This is a genomic window from Leisingera sp. ANG-DT (assembly GCF_000813785.1).
In the GTDB taxonomy this organism is placed as follows: domain Bacteria; phylum Pseudomonadota; class Alphaproteobacteria; order Rhodobacterales; family Rhodobacteraceae; genus Leisingera.
Genome location: NZ_JWLE01000005.1, coordinates 82997 through 99843 on the forward strand (window position 1 = coordinate 82997; position 16847 = coordinate 99843).

Here is a 16847-nt window from a genome sequence, read left to right on the forward strand (position 1 = left end):
CGGGCAGCCTTCTTTCTTTTTCTCCTGACGCTGGGGCCGGACGTGCGCCCCGCGGGAAAGACAGCCCCCTCGTGAAACAAGCCCTGGCCAACGCACTGCAAGAGCGCGGATATGAAACCCTGACCCAAGTGCAGGAGGCTGTGACCCAGCCTGACGTGGAAGGGCGCGACCTGCTGGTGTCTGCACAGACCGGATCGGGCAAAACTGTCGGCTTCGGCCTGGCGCTGGCCCAGGATCTGCTGGGCGAAGAGGACGCGTTCGGCGAGGCCGCGGCACCGCTGGCGCTGGTGATCGCCCCGACCCGCGAACTGGCGCTGCAGGTGAAACACGAACTTGGCTGGCTCTACCGCGAGGCAGGCGCACGGATTGCGTCCTGCGTCGGCGGCATGGACATGCGCGATGAGCGCCGGGCGCTGGAACGCGGTGCCCATATCGTGGCGGCCACTCCGGGCCGTTTGCGCGACCATATCGCGCGCGGCTCCATCGACCTCAGCCAGGTACGCGGCGTGGTGCTGGACGAGGCCGACGAGATGCTGGACCTCGGCTTCCGCGAGGATCTGGAGTTCATCCTGGGCGAAGCGCCCGAAGACCGCCGCACCCTGCTGTTCTCCGCCACCGTGCCGCCGGCAATCGCCAGCCTGGCCGAGACCTTCCAGCGCGACGCGATGCGGATCAAGACCGCAGGCGAGACCAAGCAGCACGCGGATATCGAATACCGTCTGATGAGCGTCGCGCAAGCGGACGCGGAAAACGCCATCATCAACGTGCTGCGCTACTATGAGGCGCCCAGCTCCATCGTCTTTGCCAACACCCGCGCAGCGGTGAACCGTCTGGCCGCGCGCCTGACCAACCGCGGCCTGCCGGTGGTGACCTTGTCGGGCGAGCTGTCCCAGACCGAACGCAGCCATGCGCTGCAGGCAATGCGCGACGGGCGTGCCCGGGTTTGCGTGGCCACCGATGTGGCGGCCCGCGGCATTGACCTGCCGGGGCTGGAACTGGTGGTCCATGCGGAGCTGCCCTCGAACCACGAAACCCTGCTGCACCGCTCCGGCCGCACCGGCCGCGCGGGCCGCAAGGGCGTCAGCGCCCTGATCGCTCCGCCCAAAGCGCGCTCCAAGGCCCTGCGCCTGCTGAAATGGGCCAAGCTGACCGCTGAGCATTGCGAAGCGCCGTCTGCCGACGACGTGCTGGCCCGCGACGAAGAGCGGATGCTGGCCGATCCGGTCTGGCAGGAGCCGGTAGCCGAAAACGAACAGGCAGGCGTGCAGACCCTGCTGGACACATTCACACCCGAACAGATCGCCGCAACCTATCTGCGCCTGTTCCGCAGCCGCCACTCGGCGCCTGAGGACCTGCGCCCGGCAGACACGCCGGAGCCGCGCAAGGAGCGTAAGGAACGCAAAGCCTTCGGCCCCTCTGTCTGGTTCTCCCTGTCGGGCGGCCGCGAGGCCGGCGCCGACCCGCGCAAGGTGCTGCCGATGCTGTGCAAGGCCGGTAATATCGACCGCGACGCCATCGGCGCAATCCGGGTGCAGGATAACGAAACCTTTGCCGAAATCAGCAAAGACGCGGTTGAGGGCTTCCTCAAGGCGCTGGACGGCAAGACAGAGCTGGAGCCGGGCGCTGTGCTGACGCAGCTGGCAGAGGCACCCGAACTGGCCCCTGCCCCGCGCCGCGGCCCCGGCGGGCCGAAGGGCGGCTTCAAAGGCGACCGGAAACCGCATCGCGGCAAGGACGATGGCGCCAAGCCCTACCGTGCCAAATCCGATCACCGCGAAGACAGCCGCCCGCCCCGCAAGGAATGGAGCGACAAGCCGGAGCGCAAGGAACGGAGCGACAAGACTGCAGGCAAGGACTGGGGCGGCAAGCCCGCGCGCAAAGACTGGGACAGCAAACCGGCCCGCAAGGAGGACCGCCCCAGCAAGCCCAAGCCGGCTGTGACCGCCAAGCCCAAAGGCGCATCGGATCCCTCCAAGCGGATGACCCGGCCCGGCGCACCCGCGGCCAAGCCGTTCAAGGCCAAAGGCCCCAAGCCGCCGGTCGGCAAGCCCAACAGCAAGAAGAACAAGGCGCGCGCCGCTGCAGCCGTGTCCGCAAAGGGCGGCAAGGGCGGCGACGCCCGCCCCAAGCGCAAGCCTGCGGGTCCTGCAAAACACAGGTGATACACTAAGTTTACCAGACTGCCCGCACCGCTTTTCTTGGCGGAATCCAGAGCCTATACAGGGGCCCAAAGCGAAAGACGTGCACAAAAGCACGAGCGAAGGGACCTGTACATGGCGCATATCATTGTCGTCGGCAACGAGAAGGGCGGCGCGGGCAAATCGACCGTTTCCATGCATGTCGCAACCACCCTGGCCCGTCTGGGCCACAAGGTCGCGGCGCTGGATCTGGATCTGCGGCAGCGCTCGATGGGGCGCTACCTGGAGAACCGCAAGGATTTCTGCGTCAAATCCGGCCTGGACCTGCCAATGGTGGAAATCCATGAGCTGCCGGAGATCGACCCGGCCAGCCTGCAGCCGGGCGAAAACATCTATGACCACCGGCTGTCAGCGGCAGTCTCGGCGCTGGAGCCGGGCCATGACTTCATCCTGATCGACTGCCCCGGCTCGCACACCCGCCTCAGCCAGGTGGCGCATTCACTGGCCGACACGCTGATCACGCCGCTGAATGACAGCTTTGTCGACTTCGACCTGCTGGCGCATGTGGACCAGAAGGGCGAGACCATCACCGGGCCGTCCGTTTATTCCGAAATGGTCTGGAACGCCCGCCAGCTGCGCGCGCAGGCCGGGCTGAAGCCGATCGACTGGATCGTGATCCGCAACCGCGTCGGCACCCAGCGCATGGTCAACAAGGAAAAGATGGAACGCGCCATCAAGATGCTGTCCAAACGGATCGGCTTCCGCATCGCGCCGGGTTTTTCAGAGCGGGTGATTTTCCGCGAGCTGTTCCCGCGCGGTCTGACGCTGCTGGACCTCAAGGACATCGGCGTCAAGCAGCTGAACATCTCCAATATCGCCGCCCGGCAGGAGCTGCGCGACATGATGAAGGAAGTGAACCTGCCCGGGGTCGAGATCAGCATCTGACCCCGGCTGTGCAGCCGCCTAGCTGTCGCAGCCGCAATTGCCGCGGTAGATCGTGTACAACTCCATCGGCTCTGCCACGCCGCGCAGCATGTAGCGGCCCAGGGACACCAGGTCATGATTGGTGCCACGGGCCGCGGTTTTCACATCCTCGGACATGATGATGTTCTGGCCGACAGAACGGTGCATCCCGGCAATCCTGGCGGTCTGGTTCACCGCCTGGCCGATCACGGTGAAATCCAGCCGGTTCTCCGCCCCGATGTTACCATAGAGAATATCGCCGGCGTGCAGCGCCAGGGTGAAGCCGGCAGTCGGCAATTCCAGCTCCTCACGCTCAGTGTTATAGGCGCGCACCTTGCCGCACAGCTCATTGGCCGCGGCCAGCGCTGCGTGGGCGTCTTCTTCGATGCTGCCAAGATTGAACATCGTCAGCATGCCGTCGCCCATGAATTTGAGGATATTGCCGCCATGCGCCTGGATGGTTTCGACCGCCAGGCCGAAGTACCCGTTCAGCATCTCGATCAGCTCAGTCCCCGGCAGCCGTTCGGCCAGCTGGGTGAACCCTTTGAGGTCGAACAGGCAGATCACCGCGTCGATCTGCTGCGAGGAGCCGCGCTGGATTTCCCCGGACAGCACCCGGCGCCCGGCATCCCGGCCCAGATAGACCTGCAGCAAGTCGCTGGCCATCTGCCGGTTGGAGGAGGATTTCAGCGCTAGCCCCAGATGCGGCAGGGTGGTGCGGATCAGGTCCAGCTCGCGGCCGGAAAAGCCGCCGGGCCGGTCAGAGGCCCAGGAGACCAGCATCCCTTCGCGCGGGTGGCGCGGATCATTGGGTTCGTCATCGGGCGGCGAGAAGCGAACGCCCTTGGCAAAGTAATCCGTTGCGCCGCGCTCCCGCAGTTCGGGCAGCAGGGGGAACTGTTCCGGCGCATTATCTTCCAGCCGCTCGCGAAACTCTTCCAGATTGTGCTCCAGGATGTGGAAGAACGGACTGCGCAGCCATTCTTCGCGCGGGGATTCGCGGTATTCGTAGTGTTCGTGGCTGATGCCGTCAGCGCGGGTCCAGTTGAAGCCGATGCCGCCGAACTTTGGGTGAAACGCCCGCTGCGCCAGATGGAACCGCCACAAGGGCACCCCCGCATCAACCAGACGCTGGCAGTACCCCTGCAAAAGATCCTGCTGCGGCGCCCCATGCAGGCCCTGCTCCATCAGCCAGGCAATCAGCGGCCCTGAATTGACATCAATCTGTATCATCGCTTCACCTTCAATCCCGCTGCTTTATCTGGGGGCTGGGCCTTGCAATGTCTATGGTTCAATCCCTGCTAAATTGCGCAGCATATACCGCAAAATTGCAACCTCGCCGGTTGTGAAGCGGGCGCAGATCCGTGTGTCGAACTCCAGCGCGTGCTCGCGCAGATCCTTATACGCCGCCTCACCGGCCGGGGTCAGCGCCAGATGTTCGGCCCGCCGGTCGTTTTCATCGCGGGTCCGGGTCACGAACCGCTTCTCCGACAGCTTGGCCACCGCGCGGCTGATCTTGGTCTTGTGGATCTTGGCGCGGCTGCCGATCTCCTTGGCGGTCATCTGGCCGTAGTTGCCCAGATGAAACAGCACCCGCCACTCGGTGCGCAGCATTCCGTAGCGGTTCTTGTAGTGCTTCTGGAACCCCAGCGAGCTTTCCTCGGCAGCGCGGTTCAGCAGGTAGGGCAGGAAATCCTGCAAAGCGAAATCATCTTTTTCGTTCATTTTCGTCCCCTCTCCCTTGTTAGTTACAAAAACAACTAATATCCCGCAAGCAGCAAGAGGAGAAACGCGCGATGAATCGGCCAGCCGATCCCCATGAAATGATCCAGGCCCCCTCTCTTCAGGGGCCGCACGAGGGCTATATGCCCGGCTTTGCAAACGACTTTGAAACCGAGGCGCTGCCCGGTGCGCTGCCGCAGGGCATGAACAGCCCGCAAAAGTGCAACTATGGCCTTTACGGCGAACAGCTGAGCGGCACCGCCTTTACCGCCGATGTGCCGGAGCGGACCTGGTGCTACCGCATCCGCCCGTCGGTCAAGCATTCGCACCGCTATGAGAAAACCGACCTGCCGCATTGGAAGTCTGCACCTTGCGTTGATCCGGACGTGATCTCGCTGGGCCAGTACCGCTGGGACCCGGTGCCGCATTCGGATGAAGGCCTCACCTGGCTCACCGGCATGCGCACCATGACCACCGCGGGCGATGTGAACACCCAGGTCGGCATGGCGAGCCATATCTATCTGGTCACCGAGTCGATGGTGGACAGCTACTTCTTCTCCGCTGATTCCGAGCTGCTGGTAGTGCCGCAGGAAGGCCGGCTGCGCTTTGCAACAGAGCTGGGCATCATCGACCTGGCACCGCAGGAAATCGCCATCATCCCGCGCGGGCTGGTCTACCGGGTCGAGGTTTTGGAAGGCCCCTGCCGCGGTTTTGTCTGCGAGAACTACGGCCAGAAATTCGAACTGCCGGGCCGCGGCCCGATCGGCGCCAACTGCATGGCCAACCCGCGCGACTTCAAGGCGCCGGTGGCGGCGTTCGAGGACCGCGATGCGCCCTCCACCGTGACCATCAAATGGTGCGGCCAGTTCCATGAGACCAAGATCGGCCACTCGCCGCTGGATGTTGTCGCCTGGCACGGCAACTATGCGCCTTATAAGTACGACCTGACCACCTATTGCCCGGTCGGGGCGATCCTGTTCGATCACCCGGACCCGTCGATCTTTACCGTGCTGACTGCACCGTCCGGCGTGCCGGGCACTGCCAACATCGACTTTGTGCTGTTCCGCGAACGCTGGATGGTGGCCGAAAACACCTTCCGCCCGCCGTGGTACCACAAGAACATCATGTCGGAGCTGATGGGCAATATCTACGGCCAGTATGACGCCAAGCCGCAGGGCTTTGTGCCGGGCGGGATGTCCTTGCACAACATGATGCTGCCGCACGGGCCGGACAAGAACGCCTTTGAGGGCGCCTCGAACTCCAACCTCGGCCCGGAAAAGCTGGACAACACCATGTCCTTCATGTTCGAGACCCGCTTCCCGCAGCATCTGACCGCCTTTGCAGCCAAGGACGCGCCGCTGCAGGATGACTATATCGACTGCTGGAGCGACATCGAGAAGAAGTTCGACGGCACGCCCGGCCTGAAATGAAACGGTGAGGGGGCGCTGCCCCCTCTGGGCCGGTCCGGCCCATTCACCCCCGGAGTACTTCCGGAAAGATGAAAAGGATCTTCGGATCCGGAAACTGGAGACACTATGCCTCTGCTGAAATCCTGGGTGGCCTCGGCCAATGATGCGAACCACCCGTTCCCGCTGAACAACCTGCCTTATGGTGTATTTTCCGTTGAGGGCGATGACCCGCGCTGCGGTGTTGCCATCGGCGACATGATCCTGGACATGCAGGCCGCCGAGGAAGCCGGTCTGGTCCAGCTGGCCGATGCGCCGCTGTTCGACGTGCCCTATTGGAACGACCTGATGGAGGAAGGCCCCGCCGTCTGGGCCGCGCTGCGCAACCGTTTGACCGCGCTGCTGTCCGAAGGTGCTGCCGAGCAAGAGAAAGTGGAACCCCTGCTGGTTGCCACCGCCGATGCCGAGCTGCACATGCCCTTTGCGGTCAGCGAATACACAGACTTCTACGCAGGCAAAAACCACGCCTTCAACGTCGGCACCATGTTCCGCGGCCCGGAAAACGCGCTGCCGCCGAACTGGCTGCATATCCCGATCGGCTATAACGGGCGTGCGTCCTCGGTCGTGATTTCCGGCACTGATGTGCGCCGCCCCTGGGGCCAGCTGAAAGGCCCGAACGACGACACGCCGCGGTGGGCACCCTGCGCACGGTTTGATATCGAGCTGGAGATGGGCGCCATCGTCGGCACGCCGTCCGACGGACCGATCACCGTGCAGGAAGCGGATGACAACATCTTTGGCTATGTGCTGCTGAACGACTGGTCGGCGCGTGACATCCAGGCCTGGGAATACCAGCCGCTGGGACCGTTCCAGGCCAAGGCCACGGCCAACACGATCTCTCCCTGGATCGTGACCAAGCCGGCGCTGGAACCGTTCCGCTGCGACACGCCGGAACGCGAAGTGGAGCTGCTGGACCACCTGAAGGACTGCGGCCCGATGCTCTATGACATCGACCTCGAAGTGACCCTGGCGCCGGAAGGCAAGGCGGCGACCACAATCGCGCGGACCAACTACAAGGAGATGTACTACTCCGCCGCGCAGCAGCTTGCGCATCACACCACCTCGGGCTGCCCGATGAACGCAGGCGACCTCTTGGGCTCCGGCACCATTTCCGGTCCGGTGAAGGAAAGCCGCGGCTCGCTGCTGGAACTCAGCTGGGGCGGCAAGGAGCCGCTGACGCTGGACACCGGCGAGGAGCGCTCCTTCATCGCTGATGGCGACACGCTGACCCTGAAAGGCGCGGCCAAGGGCGATGGCTACACCATCGGCTTCGGCGACTGCACCGGCACTGTGCTGCCTGCGCTTGAAGACCCCTACGCAAGATAAGGAAGACCACCATGGCAAAAGCTTTTGCATCCCAAGGGGACCTGACCGAAAAGAAGATCACCTTCGATGAGATCGGCGAAGGGCTCTATGCCTTCACCGCCGAGGGCGACCCGAACTCCGGCGTGATCATCGGCGATGACAGCGTCATGATCGTCGAGGCGCAGGCCACCCCGCGGCTGGCAAACAAGGTGATCGAATGCGTGCGTTCGGTCACCGACAAGCCGATCACCCACGTGGTGCTGACCCACTATCACGCGGTGCGGGTGCTGGGCGCCAGCGCGTTCGGCGCACAGCAAGTGATCATGTCAAATGCCGCATACAACATGGTGCTGGAGCGCGGGCAGGAAGATTGGGACAGCGAATTCCAACGCTTCCCGCGCCTGTTTGAAGGCCATGAAAGCATCCCGGGGCTGACCTACCCCACCACAACCTTCACCGATCAGATGACTGTCTTCCTCGGCAACCGCCGGGTCGACATCAAACAGATCGGCCGCGCCCACACTGCTGGCGATGCAGTGATCCACGTACCGGATCAGAACGTGATGTTCACCGGCGATATCGTCGAATACCACTCGGCCTGCTACTGCGGCGACGGGCATTTCGCCGATTGGGGCCAGACGCTCGACAACATCAAAGCCTATGACGTGGACGCGATTGCCCCGGGCCGCGGCGATGCACTGGTCGGCAAAGAGATGGTCAATGCCGCCATCGAGAACACCCGCGACTTCGTCGAGAGCACCTACCGCCCGGTTCAGCGCATCGCTGCACGCGGCGGTTCGCTGAAAGAAGCCTGGGATGCTGTGCGCGCGGAATGCGACCCGAAGTTCGCGGATTACGCGATCTACGAGCATTGCCTGCCCTTCAACGTCGCCCGCGCCTATGACGAGGCCCGCGGCATTGCGCATCCGCGCATCTGGACCGCCCAGCGCGATCTGGAAATGTGGGAGGCCCTGCAGGGCTGATTTTGCAACCGGGGCGCTTTGATCCAGATCGTATCGCCCCGGAAGAACCTGTGAGACGCTAAACCATCCTCCCGGCACCCCATGCCGGGAAACGGTGAAGCTGTGCCTGACGGCACCCGGAAATTGGGAGGAGACCTGATGAACAAGATCTTTGAAGTCCCGTTGTACCCCTACGCGCGCCATGCGGATCAGGATGCTCCTGCGCCCGTGCGCCGCAAGGTAGTGGTGATCGGGGCAGGCCCCATCGGCCTGGCTGCCGCCATCGACCTGGCGCAGCAGGGCACCGAAGTGGTGGTGCTGGATGACAACGACAAGGTGAGCTTCGGCTCCCGCGCCATCTGCTTTGCCAAACGGCCCCTGGAAATCCTCGACCGGCTCGGCTGCGGCCAGCCCATGGTGGACAAGGGCGTGCAGTGGAACGTCGGCAAGGTGTTCTTTGACGACCGTCAGGTCTATGACTTCAACCTGCTGCCGGAGGAAGGCCACAAGCGCCCTGCCTTCATCAATCTGCAGCAGTATTATTTCGAAGAATATCTGGTGAACCGGGTCAGCGAACTGCAAGAGCAGGGCGCGCCGATTGAGATCCGCGGCCGCAACAAAGTCTCGGCCATCGGCACCCATCCCAGCCATGTGACGCTGGAAGTCGACACACCCGAAGGCCCCTACAACCTGGAAGCCGACTGGCTGATCGCCTGCGACGGCGCCGGCTCCCCCACCCGGCAGATGCTGGGGTTGGATTTCGTCGGCCGGGTGTTTGAGGACAACTTCCTGATCGCCGATGTGATCATGGAGGCGGACTTCCCGACCGAGCGCTGGTTCTGGTTTGACCCGCCCTTCAACAAGGGCCAGTCGGCCCTGCTGCACAAGCAGCCCGATGGCGTCTGGCGCATCGACCTGCAGCTGGGCTGGGACATCGACAAGGAGCGCGAGAAGCGCCCCGAGAACGTGATCCCGCGTCTGCAGGCCATGCTGGGCGAAGATGTGAAGTTCGAGCTGGAATGGGTCTCGATCTACACCTTCCAGTGCCGCCGGATGGAGCAGTTCCGCCATGGCCGGGTGCTGTTTGCCGGCGACGCCGCGCACCAGGTCTCCCCGTTCGGCGCCCGCGGTGCCAACTCCGGCCTGCAGGACACCGACAACCTGTGCTGGAAGCTGCAGCTGGTGATGGACGGCACCGCACCGGAAAGCCTGCTCGACAGCTATGACATCGAACGCATCCATGGCGCGGATGAGAACATCCTGAACTCCTCGCGCTCCACCGATTTCATCACCCCCAAGTCGGAGATGAGCCGGGTGCTGCGCGACGCAGTTCTGGATCTGTCCGAACAGTATGAATTCGCGCGTCCCTTGGTGAACTCCGGCCGCCTGTCGGTGCCCTGCACCTATGACGGCTCGCCGCTGAACTCAGCCGATGCGCTGAACGGCCCGGAGCGCACCCGCCCCGGCTCCCCCTGCCCCGACGTGCCGCTGGCCGACGGGTTCCTGCTGGACAAGCTGGGAGACAGGTTCACCCTGCTGACCATCGACGCCGACGCCCCAGATGAAATTGAGGAATCCGGCATCAAGGTCACCCGGCTGGCGCTTTCTATCAAGGATGACAAGACGCTGGCGCTGAAGGACCGTTACCTCGGCAGCGCCGAAAGCGGCGTCTACCTGATCCGCCCGGACCAGCATGTGGCCGCCCGCCGCCCCGGCTTCGACGAAAACCAGTTCCGGCACGCGATCCGCCGGGCCATCGGCAAGGAGTGATCAAGATGACCGAAGACCAACTGATCCTGACCGCCAACCTCGAGCGCGCCGACGACTTCTATGCCGACCTGCTGGCCGCGCATGAGGATCTAAGCAAAGACGAGAGCGATGCGCTGAACGCGCGTTTGGTGCTGGTGCTGGCAAATCACATCGGGAAACGCGCGATCCTGAAACAGGCGCTGGCCGCTGCCGCGCTGAAAACCGGGGAGGACTCCGCTTGAAAATCGAACAGATCCACCACGTCGCCTACCGCTGCAAGGACGCCAAGCAGACGGTGGAGTGGTACAACAAGATGCTGAACATGGACTTTGTCCTGGCCATTGCCGAGGACCATGTTCCTTCCACCCACGAACCCGATCCCTACATGCATATCTTCATGGATGCAGGCAACGGCAACGTCCTGGCCTTCTTCGAACTGCCGACCAAGCCGGAGATGGACCGCGACCGCAACACACCGGTCTGGGTGCAGCACATCGCCTTCAAGGTGAAGGACCGCGAAACCCTGATCCAGTTCAAAGAGCATCTGGAGGCCAACGGCGTCGAAGTGCTGGGTGTTACCGACCACTCGATCTTCCACTCGATCTACTTCTTCGATCCGAACGGCCACCGGGTGGAGCTGGCCTGCCCCGACCCGGAGGAAGAGGCGCTGCTGCAAAAGCTCGACTCGGTGAAATGGGACATGCTGGAAGAATGGTCCAAGACCAAGAAGGCGCCCAAACATGCGGAATGGCTGCACGCCAAGGAATTGAACAAGGCCTGATAGACTCAAGCAGCCAAGGCAGCCCGGCGGGCTGCCTTCTCAGCACGGGAGACCGCCGATGGGCAGCACGATCCTTTATGACTACTGGCGCTCATCAGCCAGCTACCGGCTGCGCATCGCGCTGAACCTGGCCGGGATCAGCTACACTTCGGTCCCGGTTGATCTGGTTAAGGGCGAACACAAGCGCCCGGAACACCTGGCCCGCAATCCGCAAGGGTTCGTGCCGGTGCTGGAGATCGACGGGCTGCGCCTGACCCAGTCGCTGGCGATCCTCGATTATCTGGATGAAACCCGGAACCTCGGCCTGCTGCCCGCAGACCCCGGCCAGCGTGCCAGGGCACGGGCACTGGCGCATTCCGTCGCGGTGGATGTGCATCCGGTCTGCAACCTGCAGGTTGCGAAACACGCCACAGCCCTCAGCAGCGGCGCGGACGACATGCCAAAGGCCTGGATGCAGCACTTCATCCGCCCCGGTCTGCAGGCGTTTGAAACCCTGCTGGAGGGTTTCAGCCAGGCGCCTTACTGCACCGGCGACACCCCGGGGCTGGCCGACATCTGCCTGATGCCGCAGCTTTACAACGCCCGCCGCTGGGAAGCTGATTTCTCGGACCTGCCGCGGATCTGCGCAGTGGAGGCGGCCTGCGCCGCCCACCCTGCCTTTGCTGCAGCCAGCCCGGCCCCGCCAAACTGACCGGTCCGGGCGTCCCGCTGCGTCACAAGGAACGCAGCAGCACCTTGCTGGAATTCAGCGCCTGGGCGATCCGCTGGTAATGCAGCGCCACGTCGTTGTTGCCCTCCGCCGAGCGCAGCAGAACCGTTGTGGTGTCTTCCAGAATTGCCAGCGCCTTGGCGTTGGTTTCAGCCACAGTTTCCTGCTTCACCGCCGCAACCGGGCGGCGCTTGGTCTCGCTGTCTGATGGCACAGTGATCTGCAGCCGGGGCTGGCTGTAGTCACGGTTCTGCCGGGACAGTTTTGCCAGCTCGTCAGAGGCCGTGGCGAGGGCCTCACGTGCGGCCGCGTACTCACCCTGAGCAGGCAGGTTTTTGACCAGCGCCTTCAGTTCCTTGGCCAAACAGTCCGTCCGGTAGGTGGTGCCAACAGCCTCGCAGGCTGCCGACGCGGTGCTGATCTGGGCAACAACAGCAGTGGTGACAGAGTTGGTTACCGACGCCGGGCCAACCGGGGCCGCGGTGCTGGTACTGGTGCTTGAGCTTCTGACGCCATCCGCTTCCGCTGCATCGCCGCCTGATTCCGCATCGCCGCCAAACTGGGAAGGCGACGGGGAGCCGCGCACCTGTGCCTTGTGCACGTACACCGCAGCCTTTTCCTGCAATGCTGTCCGGCCAGTCACTGCGGCGGCTTCCGCCAATGCCGGCATAAGCAATAGTGCGGCCGCCAGTGGCAATGTACAAACCGCCTTGTTTTTACTGCTGTTCATTGAACCCTCTTAACTTTGCCCTGCAGATGCAGGGTTTCTTGCCGGTGTGCGCCCTCTGACAGAGAACCCAGCCCGAACCTTTTCGCACTACATCCCCAAGGGACCGCCGGTAATTCCGATAATGTGATCCGAGGTCAGCCCTGTAGCGTCGAGCAGAAGGATCTCGAAATCCAGCTCTGTTTCACTGCTGTCAATTGCGCCGATGTAAAGGCCGTCCGGGTGCTCATCAATGAACAGAGTGATGTCAAAGAACATGGCGCCATTGGCTGGTGTCAGTTCAAAATCGCCATCGTCGAGGGATATGCCGATATAGGCATCCCCTGAGGTGAGAGAGCTGAAGTCGATCTGATCCTGCGTATCGTCGAAGTCTGTGATCACGTCCAGGAAGTCGTCCCCGGCACTGGCGTCATCGAAACTGCTGAAGACAAACACATCCGCATCCGCACCGCCGCTGAGGATATCGGTTCCCACTCCGCCGGTCAGTGTATCGGCGCCGTCTCCCCCAGCCAGCACGTCATCGCCCGCGCCGCCATCAAGCTGATCCGCCCCGTCGCCGCCATCCAGCAGATCGCTGTCATCGCCGCCCTCCAGCGTGTCCTGGCCGGACTCGCCGGTCAGGATGTCCTGGCCTCCGCCGCCGCTCAGGCTGTCTGCTCCGGTTCCGCCGAACAGATCATCGTCCCCGTCATCCCCGAACAGCTGGTCATCGTCGCCGCTGCCATACAGGGTATCGTTTCCAGCCTTGCCGTACAGCATGTCATCGCCGTCGTCGCCGCGCAGCACGTCATTGCCGAAACCGCCCCGCAGCACGTCCTCGCCAAACCCGCCTTTCAGCGTGTCATCCCCCAAGTTGCCCCGCAGCGTGTCATCACCCTCGCCGCCTCTCAGCAGGTCGTTCCCGCCGCCACCGGCCAGTTCGTCGGCTTCTGCGTCGCCATCCAAGATGTCACTGCCGTCACCGCCTTCCAGCGTGTCCGCCCCGTCACCGCCCCCCAGCACATCGGCATCCTCACCGCCGTCAAGCGCGTCGTTACCCGCGCCGCCGCTCAGCGTGTCTGCGCCTTCGCCGCCTTCCAGCGTGTCAGCACCGTCATTGCCCTCCAGCACGTCGGCATCGTCACCGCCATCAAGCGCGTCGTTTCCTGCGCCACCGCTCAGAGTGTCTTCATCTTCTCCGCCCACCAGCGTGTCAGCACCGTCGCCGCCCTCCAGCACGTCGTCGTCATCACCGCCATCAAGCGCGTCGTTGCCCGTACCGCCGCTCAGCGTGTCCTCACCTTCGCCGCCTCTAAGCACATCATTCCCGCCGCCGCCGCTGAGGCTGTCGTCGCCGTCGTCACCGCTGAGCGTATCGGCGCTGCCGCCGCCAAACAGATCATCGCTGTCCCGCCCCCCGAAGAGGGTGTCGCTGCCGCTGCCGCCAGCCAGGGTGTCGGTGCCAAACCCTCCGTACAGGAGGTCCGCCCCGGATTCGCCAAAGACCGCATCAGCACCGTCGTTGCCGGAAAGAGTGTCATCCGACAGGCCGCCCTTCAGGGTGTCATCGCCAGTGCCGCCGCCAGCCACATCGGCGTCCTCACCGCCCCACAAGGCATCCGCACCGTCACCGCCTGCCAGCGTGTCGGACGCGTCACCGCCAAACAGCTGATCGCTGCCGGTTCCCCCGGTCAGGGAGTCAGCGCCGGTTCCGCCTGCCAGAGTGTCCGCACCTGAACCGCCGTTCAGCGTGTCTGCACCGCTGCCGCCGTACAGCTCATCACTGCCCGCTCCGCCATGCAATGTGTCCGCACCGCTATTGCCATTCAGCAGGTCATGGCCGCTGTTTCCCCAAAGCAGATCCGCACCGGTCAGACCGTTGAGAGTATCGTTCCCGTCGGATCCGTTGAATGTGTCGTTCCCGCCGTAAAACAGCGCAAGGAACTCGTCCGTGGTAATGTCAGGGTCTGAAACAACGCTGCTGGCTTCCAGCTCCAGACCTGTCACCTCATACGCCAGCTCCGTGGTGCTGCCGGTCTGGTACTGGTGGTAGGATTCGATTGTGCCGGTAACCGTGAAACTGTTGTCCGAGCCAACAATCATCTGGAATTCTGCACCCTGCGCCGACCTGTACTCTGCACGAAAGCCGTCCTCCCCGGTAAACAGGATGGTCTCGCCCGTGACAAAAAACTCGGCTTCAATTTCAGTGCCGATAGCAAAGGGTTCGTAAAATGTAATCGTCGCCATCGCGGCCTCATCAAGAAAATGCAGATGTTTCGCTTGTGCCCGGGTCAAATTCCCGGCTCACCGGGGCTTTGCCTTTAAAAGGAATCTGACGGCAGGTCTCCAACCGCTCCGGGAAAATTTATCTCAGTTCTCCAGCGCTCTCCAGACCGCCTCGCCAGCTGAAGCCTTCCTGCAAGCATTAGATACAAAAATGGCACGCGGGGCCAGAGGCCCCGCCGTCGGTTCTGTTTCCCGCGCCGCCTGCCGCAAACACCGGATGCGCTGCAAAAGGCAGCCTGGTGGCACGTCCAGGGATCAGCAAGACCGGCAGAACGCTCCGCGCCCGAAGCCCAATGAACGGCACGGCTCCCGGCAGATACGGCGGCTCGCAACTTTGCAGCAGCAGCGTCCTGCGCATTCCGGATACTGCAGGCCGCCAGTTCAATGGCTCTGTATTCAATAAAAACGGCGGGCGCCCGGAGAGAGCGCCCGCCGCAGTATTCGGGAGATCAGCTCACAGCAGCCAGGTTTTCACCAGCGCGCCATCGTACATCATGCCGCCGCCCGGATCGTTCTCCCAGCCGCCGACCTGTTCGCTGACGCCATCGATGAAGTCGTTGAACATCGGGATGATGGCGCCGCCCTCGTCGCGCACCATAAGGCCCATCTCGCGGTAGAGCGCGGTGCGCTTGGCGGTGTCGAGCTCTCCCTTGGCCTGCAGCAGCAGCGCGTCGAAATCTTCCCTTTTGAACCGGGTGTCGTTCCAGTCGGCATCGGATTTGTAGGCGGTGGAGAACATCTGGTCCTGCACCGGGCGCCCGCCCCAGTAGGAGGCGCAGAAGGGTTCCTTGTTCCAGACCTCGGACCAGTAGCCGTCGCTGGGCACGCGCTCGATCTGCAGCGGGATGCCGGCCTTGGCCGCGCTTTGCTGAAACAGCGCCGCGGCATCCACCGCGCCAGGGAAGGCGTTGTCGGACACTTTCAGGACAACCGGGCCGTCATGGCCGGACTTCTGATAGTAGTGGCGGGCCTGATCCGGGTCATAGCTGCGCTGTTCGATATCGCCGGAGAACAGCGGATAGGCGGCGTTGATCGGCATGTCGTTGCCCACGCTGCCATAGCCGCGCAGCACCTTGTCGACCATCTCCTGCCGGTCCACCGCAAGTTTCAGCGCCATCCGCAGGTCGTTGGAGGCAAAGGGCGCGGTGTCGCAATGCATGAGAAAGCAGTAGTGGCCGCGGCCCGAAATGCTCTCGATCCGCAGGCCGGGTGCGCGGCCCAGAAGATTGGCGATTTTTGGCGACACCCGGTTGATGAAATGCACCTGACCGCTTTGCAGTGCGGCGGTGCGGGCGGTGTCGTCGTTCAGCACCAGAATCTCGATCTCATCGGCGTGGCCGCGGTCCGCGTCCCAGTAGTTCGCGAATTTCTTGAAGGCATGGCGGGCGCCAGGCTCGTTGACCTCAACCGTGTAGGGGCCTGTGCCAATGCCCGCAGCGGGCGCATCCATACCGCCACCCGGCTGCACCACCAGGTGATAATCCGCCATCAGATAGGGCAGGTCCGCATTCGGCGTTTCCAGGGTGACGCTGAAGTAATCGCCATCCGCCTTCATCGACTCGATGCCGCGCATGATGCCCAGGGCGCCGGACTGGCTGTCCTCGTTGGAGTGGCGCTGCATGGTCTTCAGCACGTCCTCCGGTGTCAGTGTCTTGCCGTTGTGGAACTCCATCCCTTGGCGGATCTTGAAGGTCCAGGTCTTGGCGTCGGCGCTGGCCTCAACCGTTTCCGCCAGGCGCGGCACGATTTCGCCCTGCGGGCTGACTTCGACCAAAAGATCGCCATAGGCGGTCAGCACGTTGTTGGCGACCGAACTGGCTGCCAGGGCCGGATCCAGGCTGTCGGTGCTGGCGCCGCCCTGCAGGCCGGACCGGATCAGCCCGCCTTTCTTCGGGCCTTCGGCCCGAGCGGCAGAGGCCAGCAGGCTGTTGGCGCTGGCGGCGGCAACCCCCAGCGCGCCGAGGCGGCCGATGAATTCGCGGCGGGTCATGAAGCCTTTGACCGCCCGTTCCACGTAGTGGCTGATGATGTCGGACATATTGTTTCCCTGCTGGCTGCAC

At 63.4% G+C, this 16847-nt stretch carries 14 protein-coding genes; 9 read left to right on the plus strand and 5 right to left on the minus strand.

Going from position 1 to position 16847, the window contains the following annotated elements; genetic code table 11:
* Positions 1-71 precede the first annotated feature (71 nt).
* Both RA21_RS05660 and RA21_RS05665 read left to right on the plus strand, forming a co-directional pair.
* Positions 72-2162: a DEAD/DEAH box helicase gene (locus RA21_RS05660; RefSeq protein ID WP_039147197.1), complete on the plus strand. Its 2091-nt coding sequence runs from the start codon at positions 72-74 to the stop codon at positions 2160-2162.
* 111 nt (positions 2163-2273) lie between these two features.
* On the plus strand, positions 2274-3083 hold the full coding sequence (locus RA21_RS05665) for a division plane positioning ATPase MipZ (protein WP_019296664.1): 810 nt from the start codon (positions 2274-2276) through the stop codon (positions 3081-3083).
* A gap of 18 nt (positions 3084-3101) precedes the next feature.
* Here the strand turns inward: RA21_RS05665 and RA21_RS05670 are convergent, their stop codons facing one another.
* Positions 3102-4334: an adenylate/guanylate cyclase domain-containing protein gene (locus RA21_RS05670; RefSeq protein WP_019296665.1), complete on the minus strand. Its 1233-nt coding sequence runs from the start codon at positions 4332-4334 to the stop codon at positions 3102-3104.
* 51 nt (positions 4335-4385) lie between these two features.
* A complete protein-coding gene (locus RA21_RS05675) occupies positions 4386-4826 on the minus strand; it encodes a MarR family winged helix-turn-helix transcriptional regulator (protein WP_019296666.1) in 441 nt (146 codons plus the stop codon).
* 71 nt (positions 4827-4897) lie between these two features.
* Here RA21_RS05675 and hmgA point away from each other — a divergent pair, with 71 nt between their 5' ends.
* The 7 genes from hmgA (at position 4898) to maiA (ending at position 11777) form a co-directional block, all read left to right on the plus strand.
* Positions 4898-6253: a homogentisate 1,2-dioxygenase gene (gene hmgA / locus RA21_RS05680; protein WP_039147200.1), complete on the plus strand. Its 1356-nt coding sequence runs from the start codon at positions 4898-4900 to the stop codon at positions 6251-6253.
* A gap of 105 nt (positions 6254-6358) precedes the next feature.
* Positions 6359-7615, plus strand: a complete 1257-nt coding sequence (fahA, locus tag RA21_RS05685) for a fumarylacetoacetase (RefSeq protein WP_039147202.1) — start codon at positions 6359-6361, stop codon at positions 7613-7615.
* An 11-nt stretch (positions 7616-7626) separates the two neighbouring features.
* Positions 7627-8577 (plus strand): MBL fold metallo-hydrolase, encoded by a 951-nt coding sequence (locus tag RA21_RS05690; RefSeq protein ID WP_019296669.1) that lies wholly within the window; start codon positions 7627-7629, stop codon positions 8575-8577.
* 138 nt (positions 8578-8715) lie between these two features.
* Positions 8716-10326, plus strand: coding sequence for an FAD-dependent oxidoreductase (locus tag RA21_RS05695; protein WP_039147205.1), 1611 nt, complete (start codon positions 8716-8718; stop codon positions 10324-10326).
* Between the two features lie 5 nt (positions 10327-10331).
* The gene (locus RA21_RS05700; protein ID WP_036762139.1) at positions 10332-10547 is read left to right on the plus strand and encodes a DUF2783 domain-containing protein; all 216 of its coding nucleotides are present in this window, start codon (positions 10332-10334) and stop codon (positions 10545-10547) included.
* The gene (locus tag RA21_RS05705; RefSeq protein WP_039147208.1) at positions 10544-11086 is read left to right on the plus strand and encodes a VOC family protein; all 543 of its coding nucleotides are present in this window, start codon (positions 10544-10546) and stop codon (positions 11084-11086) included. Before RA21_RS05700 ends, RA21_RS05705 begins: the two co-directional genes overlap by 4 nt.
* 58 nt (positions 11087-11144) lie before the next feature.
* A complete protein-coding gene (maiA, locus tag RA21_RS05710; RefSeq protein ID WP_039147211.1) occupies positions 11145-11777 on the plus strand; it encodes a maleylacetoacetate isomerase in 633 nt (210 codons plus the stop codon).
* 22 nt (positions 11778-11799) lie between these two features.
* Here the strand turns inward: maiA and RA21_RS21950 are convergent, their stop codons facing one another.
* The 3 genes from RA21_RS21950 to RA21_RS05725 all read right to left on the minus strand — a co-directional run bounded on the left by RA21_RS21950 (position 11800) and on the right by RA21_RS05725 (position 16825).
* Positions 11800-12396 (minus strand): hypothetical protein, encoded by a 597-nt coding sequence (locus RA21_RS21950; protein WP_206540045.1) that lies wholly within the window; start codon positions 12394-12396, stop codon positions 11800-11802.
* 216 nt (positions 12397-12612) lie between these two features.
* Positions 12613-14748: a calcium-binding protein gene (locus tag RA21_RS23410; RefSeq protein WP_152610500.1), complete on the minus strand. Its 2136-nt coding sequence runs from the start codon at positions 14746-14748 to the stop codon at positions 12613-12615.
* A 493-nt stretch (positions 14749-15241) separates the two neighbouring features.
* Positions 15242-16825 carry an ABC transporter substrate-binding protein gene (locus RA21_RS05725; protein WP_039147213.1) on the minus strand — a complete coding sequence of 528 codons (1584 nt, stop codon included), beginning with the start codon at positions 16823-16825 and terminating at the stop codon, positions 15242-15244.
* Positions 16826-16847: the final 22 nt, after the last annotated feature.

Bases quoted from the DNA above. Each gene is read 5' to 3' on its own strand.
- RA21_RS05665 (WP_019296664.1), top strand. From the start codon at position 2,274: ATGGCGCATATCATTGTCGTCGGCAACGAGAAGGGCGGCGCGGGCAAA.
- RA21_RS05670 (WP_019296665.1), bottom strand. From the start codon at position 4,334: ATGATACAGATTGATGTCAATTCAGGGCCGCTGATTGCCTGGCTGATG.
- RA21_RS05675 (WP_019296666.1), bottom strand. From the start codon at position 4,826: ATGAACGAAAAAGATGATTTCGCTTTGCAGGATTTCCTGCCCTACCTG.
- hmgA (WP_039147200.1), top strand. From the start codon at position 4,898: ATGAATCGGCCAGCCGATCCCCATGAAATGATCCAGGCCCCCTCTCTT.
- fahA (WP_039147202.1), top strand. From the start codon at position 6,359: ATGCCTCTGCTGAAATCCTGGGTGGCCTCGGCCAATGATGCGAACCAC.
- RA21_RS05690 (WP_019296669.1), top strand. From the start codon at position 7,627: ATGGCAAAAGCTTTTGCATCCCAAGGGGACCTGACCGAAAAGAAGATC.
- RA21_RS05695 (WP_039147205.1), top strand. From the start codon at position 8,716: ATGAACAAGATCTTTGAAGTCCCGTTGTACCCCTACGCGCGCCATGCG.
- RA21_RS05700 (WP_036762139.1), top strand. From the start codon at position 10,332: ATGACCGAAGACCAACTGATCCTGACCGCCAACCTCGAGCGCGCCGAC.
- maiA (WP_039147211.1), top strand. From the start codon at position 11,145: ATGGGCAGCACGATCCTTTATGACTACTGGCGCTCATCAGCCAGCTAC.
- RA21_RS23410 (WP_152610500.1), bottom strand. From the start codon at position 14,748: ATGGCGACGATTACATTTTACGAACCCTTTGCTATCGGCACTGAAATT.
- RA21_RS05725 (WP_039147213.1), bottom strand. From the start codon at position 16,825: ATGTCCGACATCATCAGCCACTACGTGGAACGGGCGGTCAAAGGCTTC.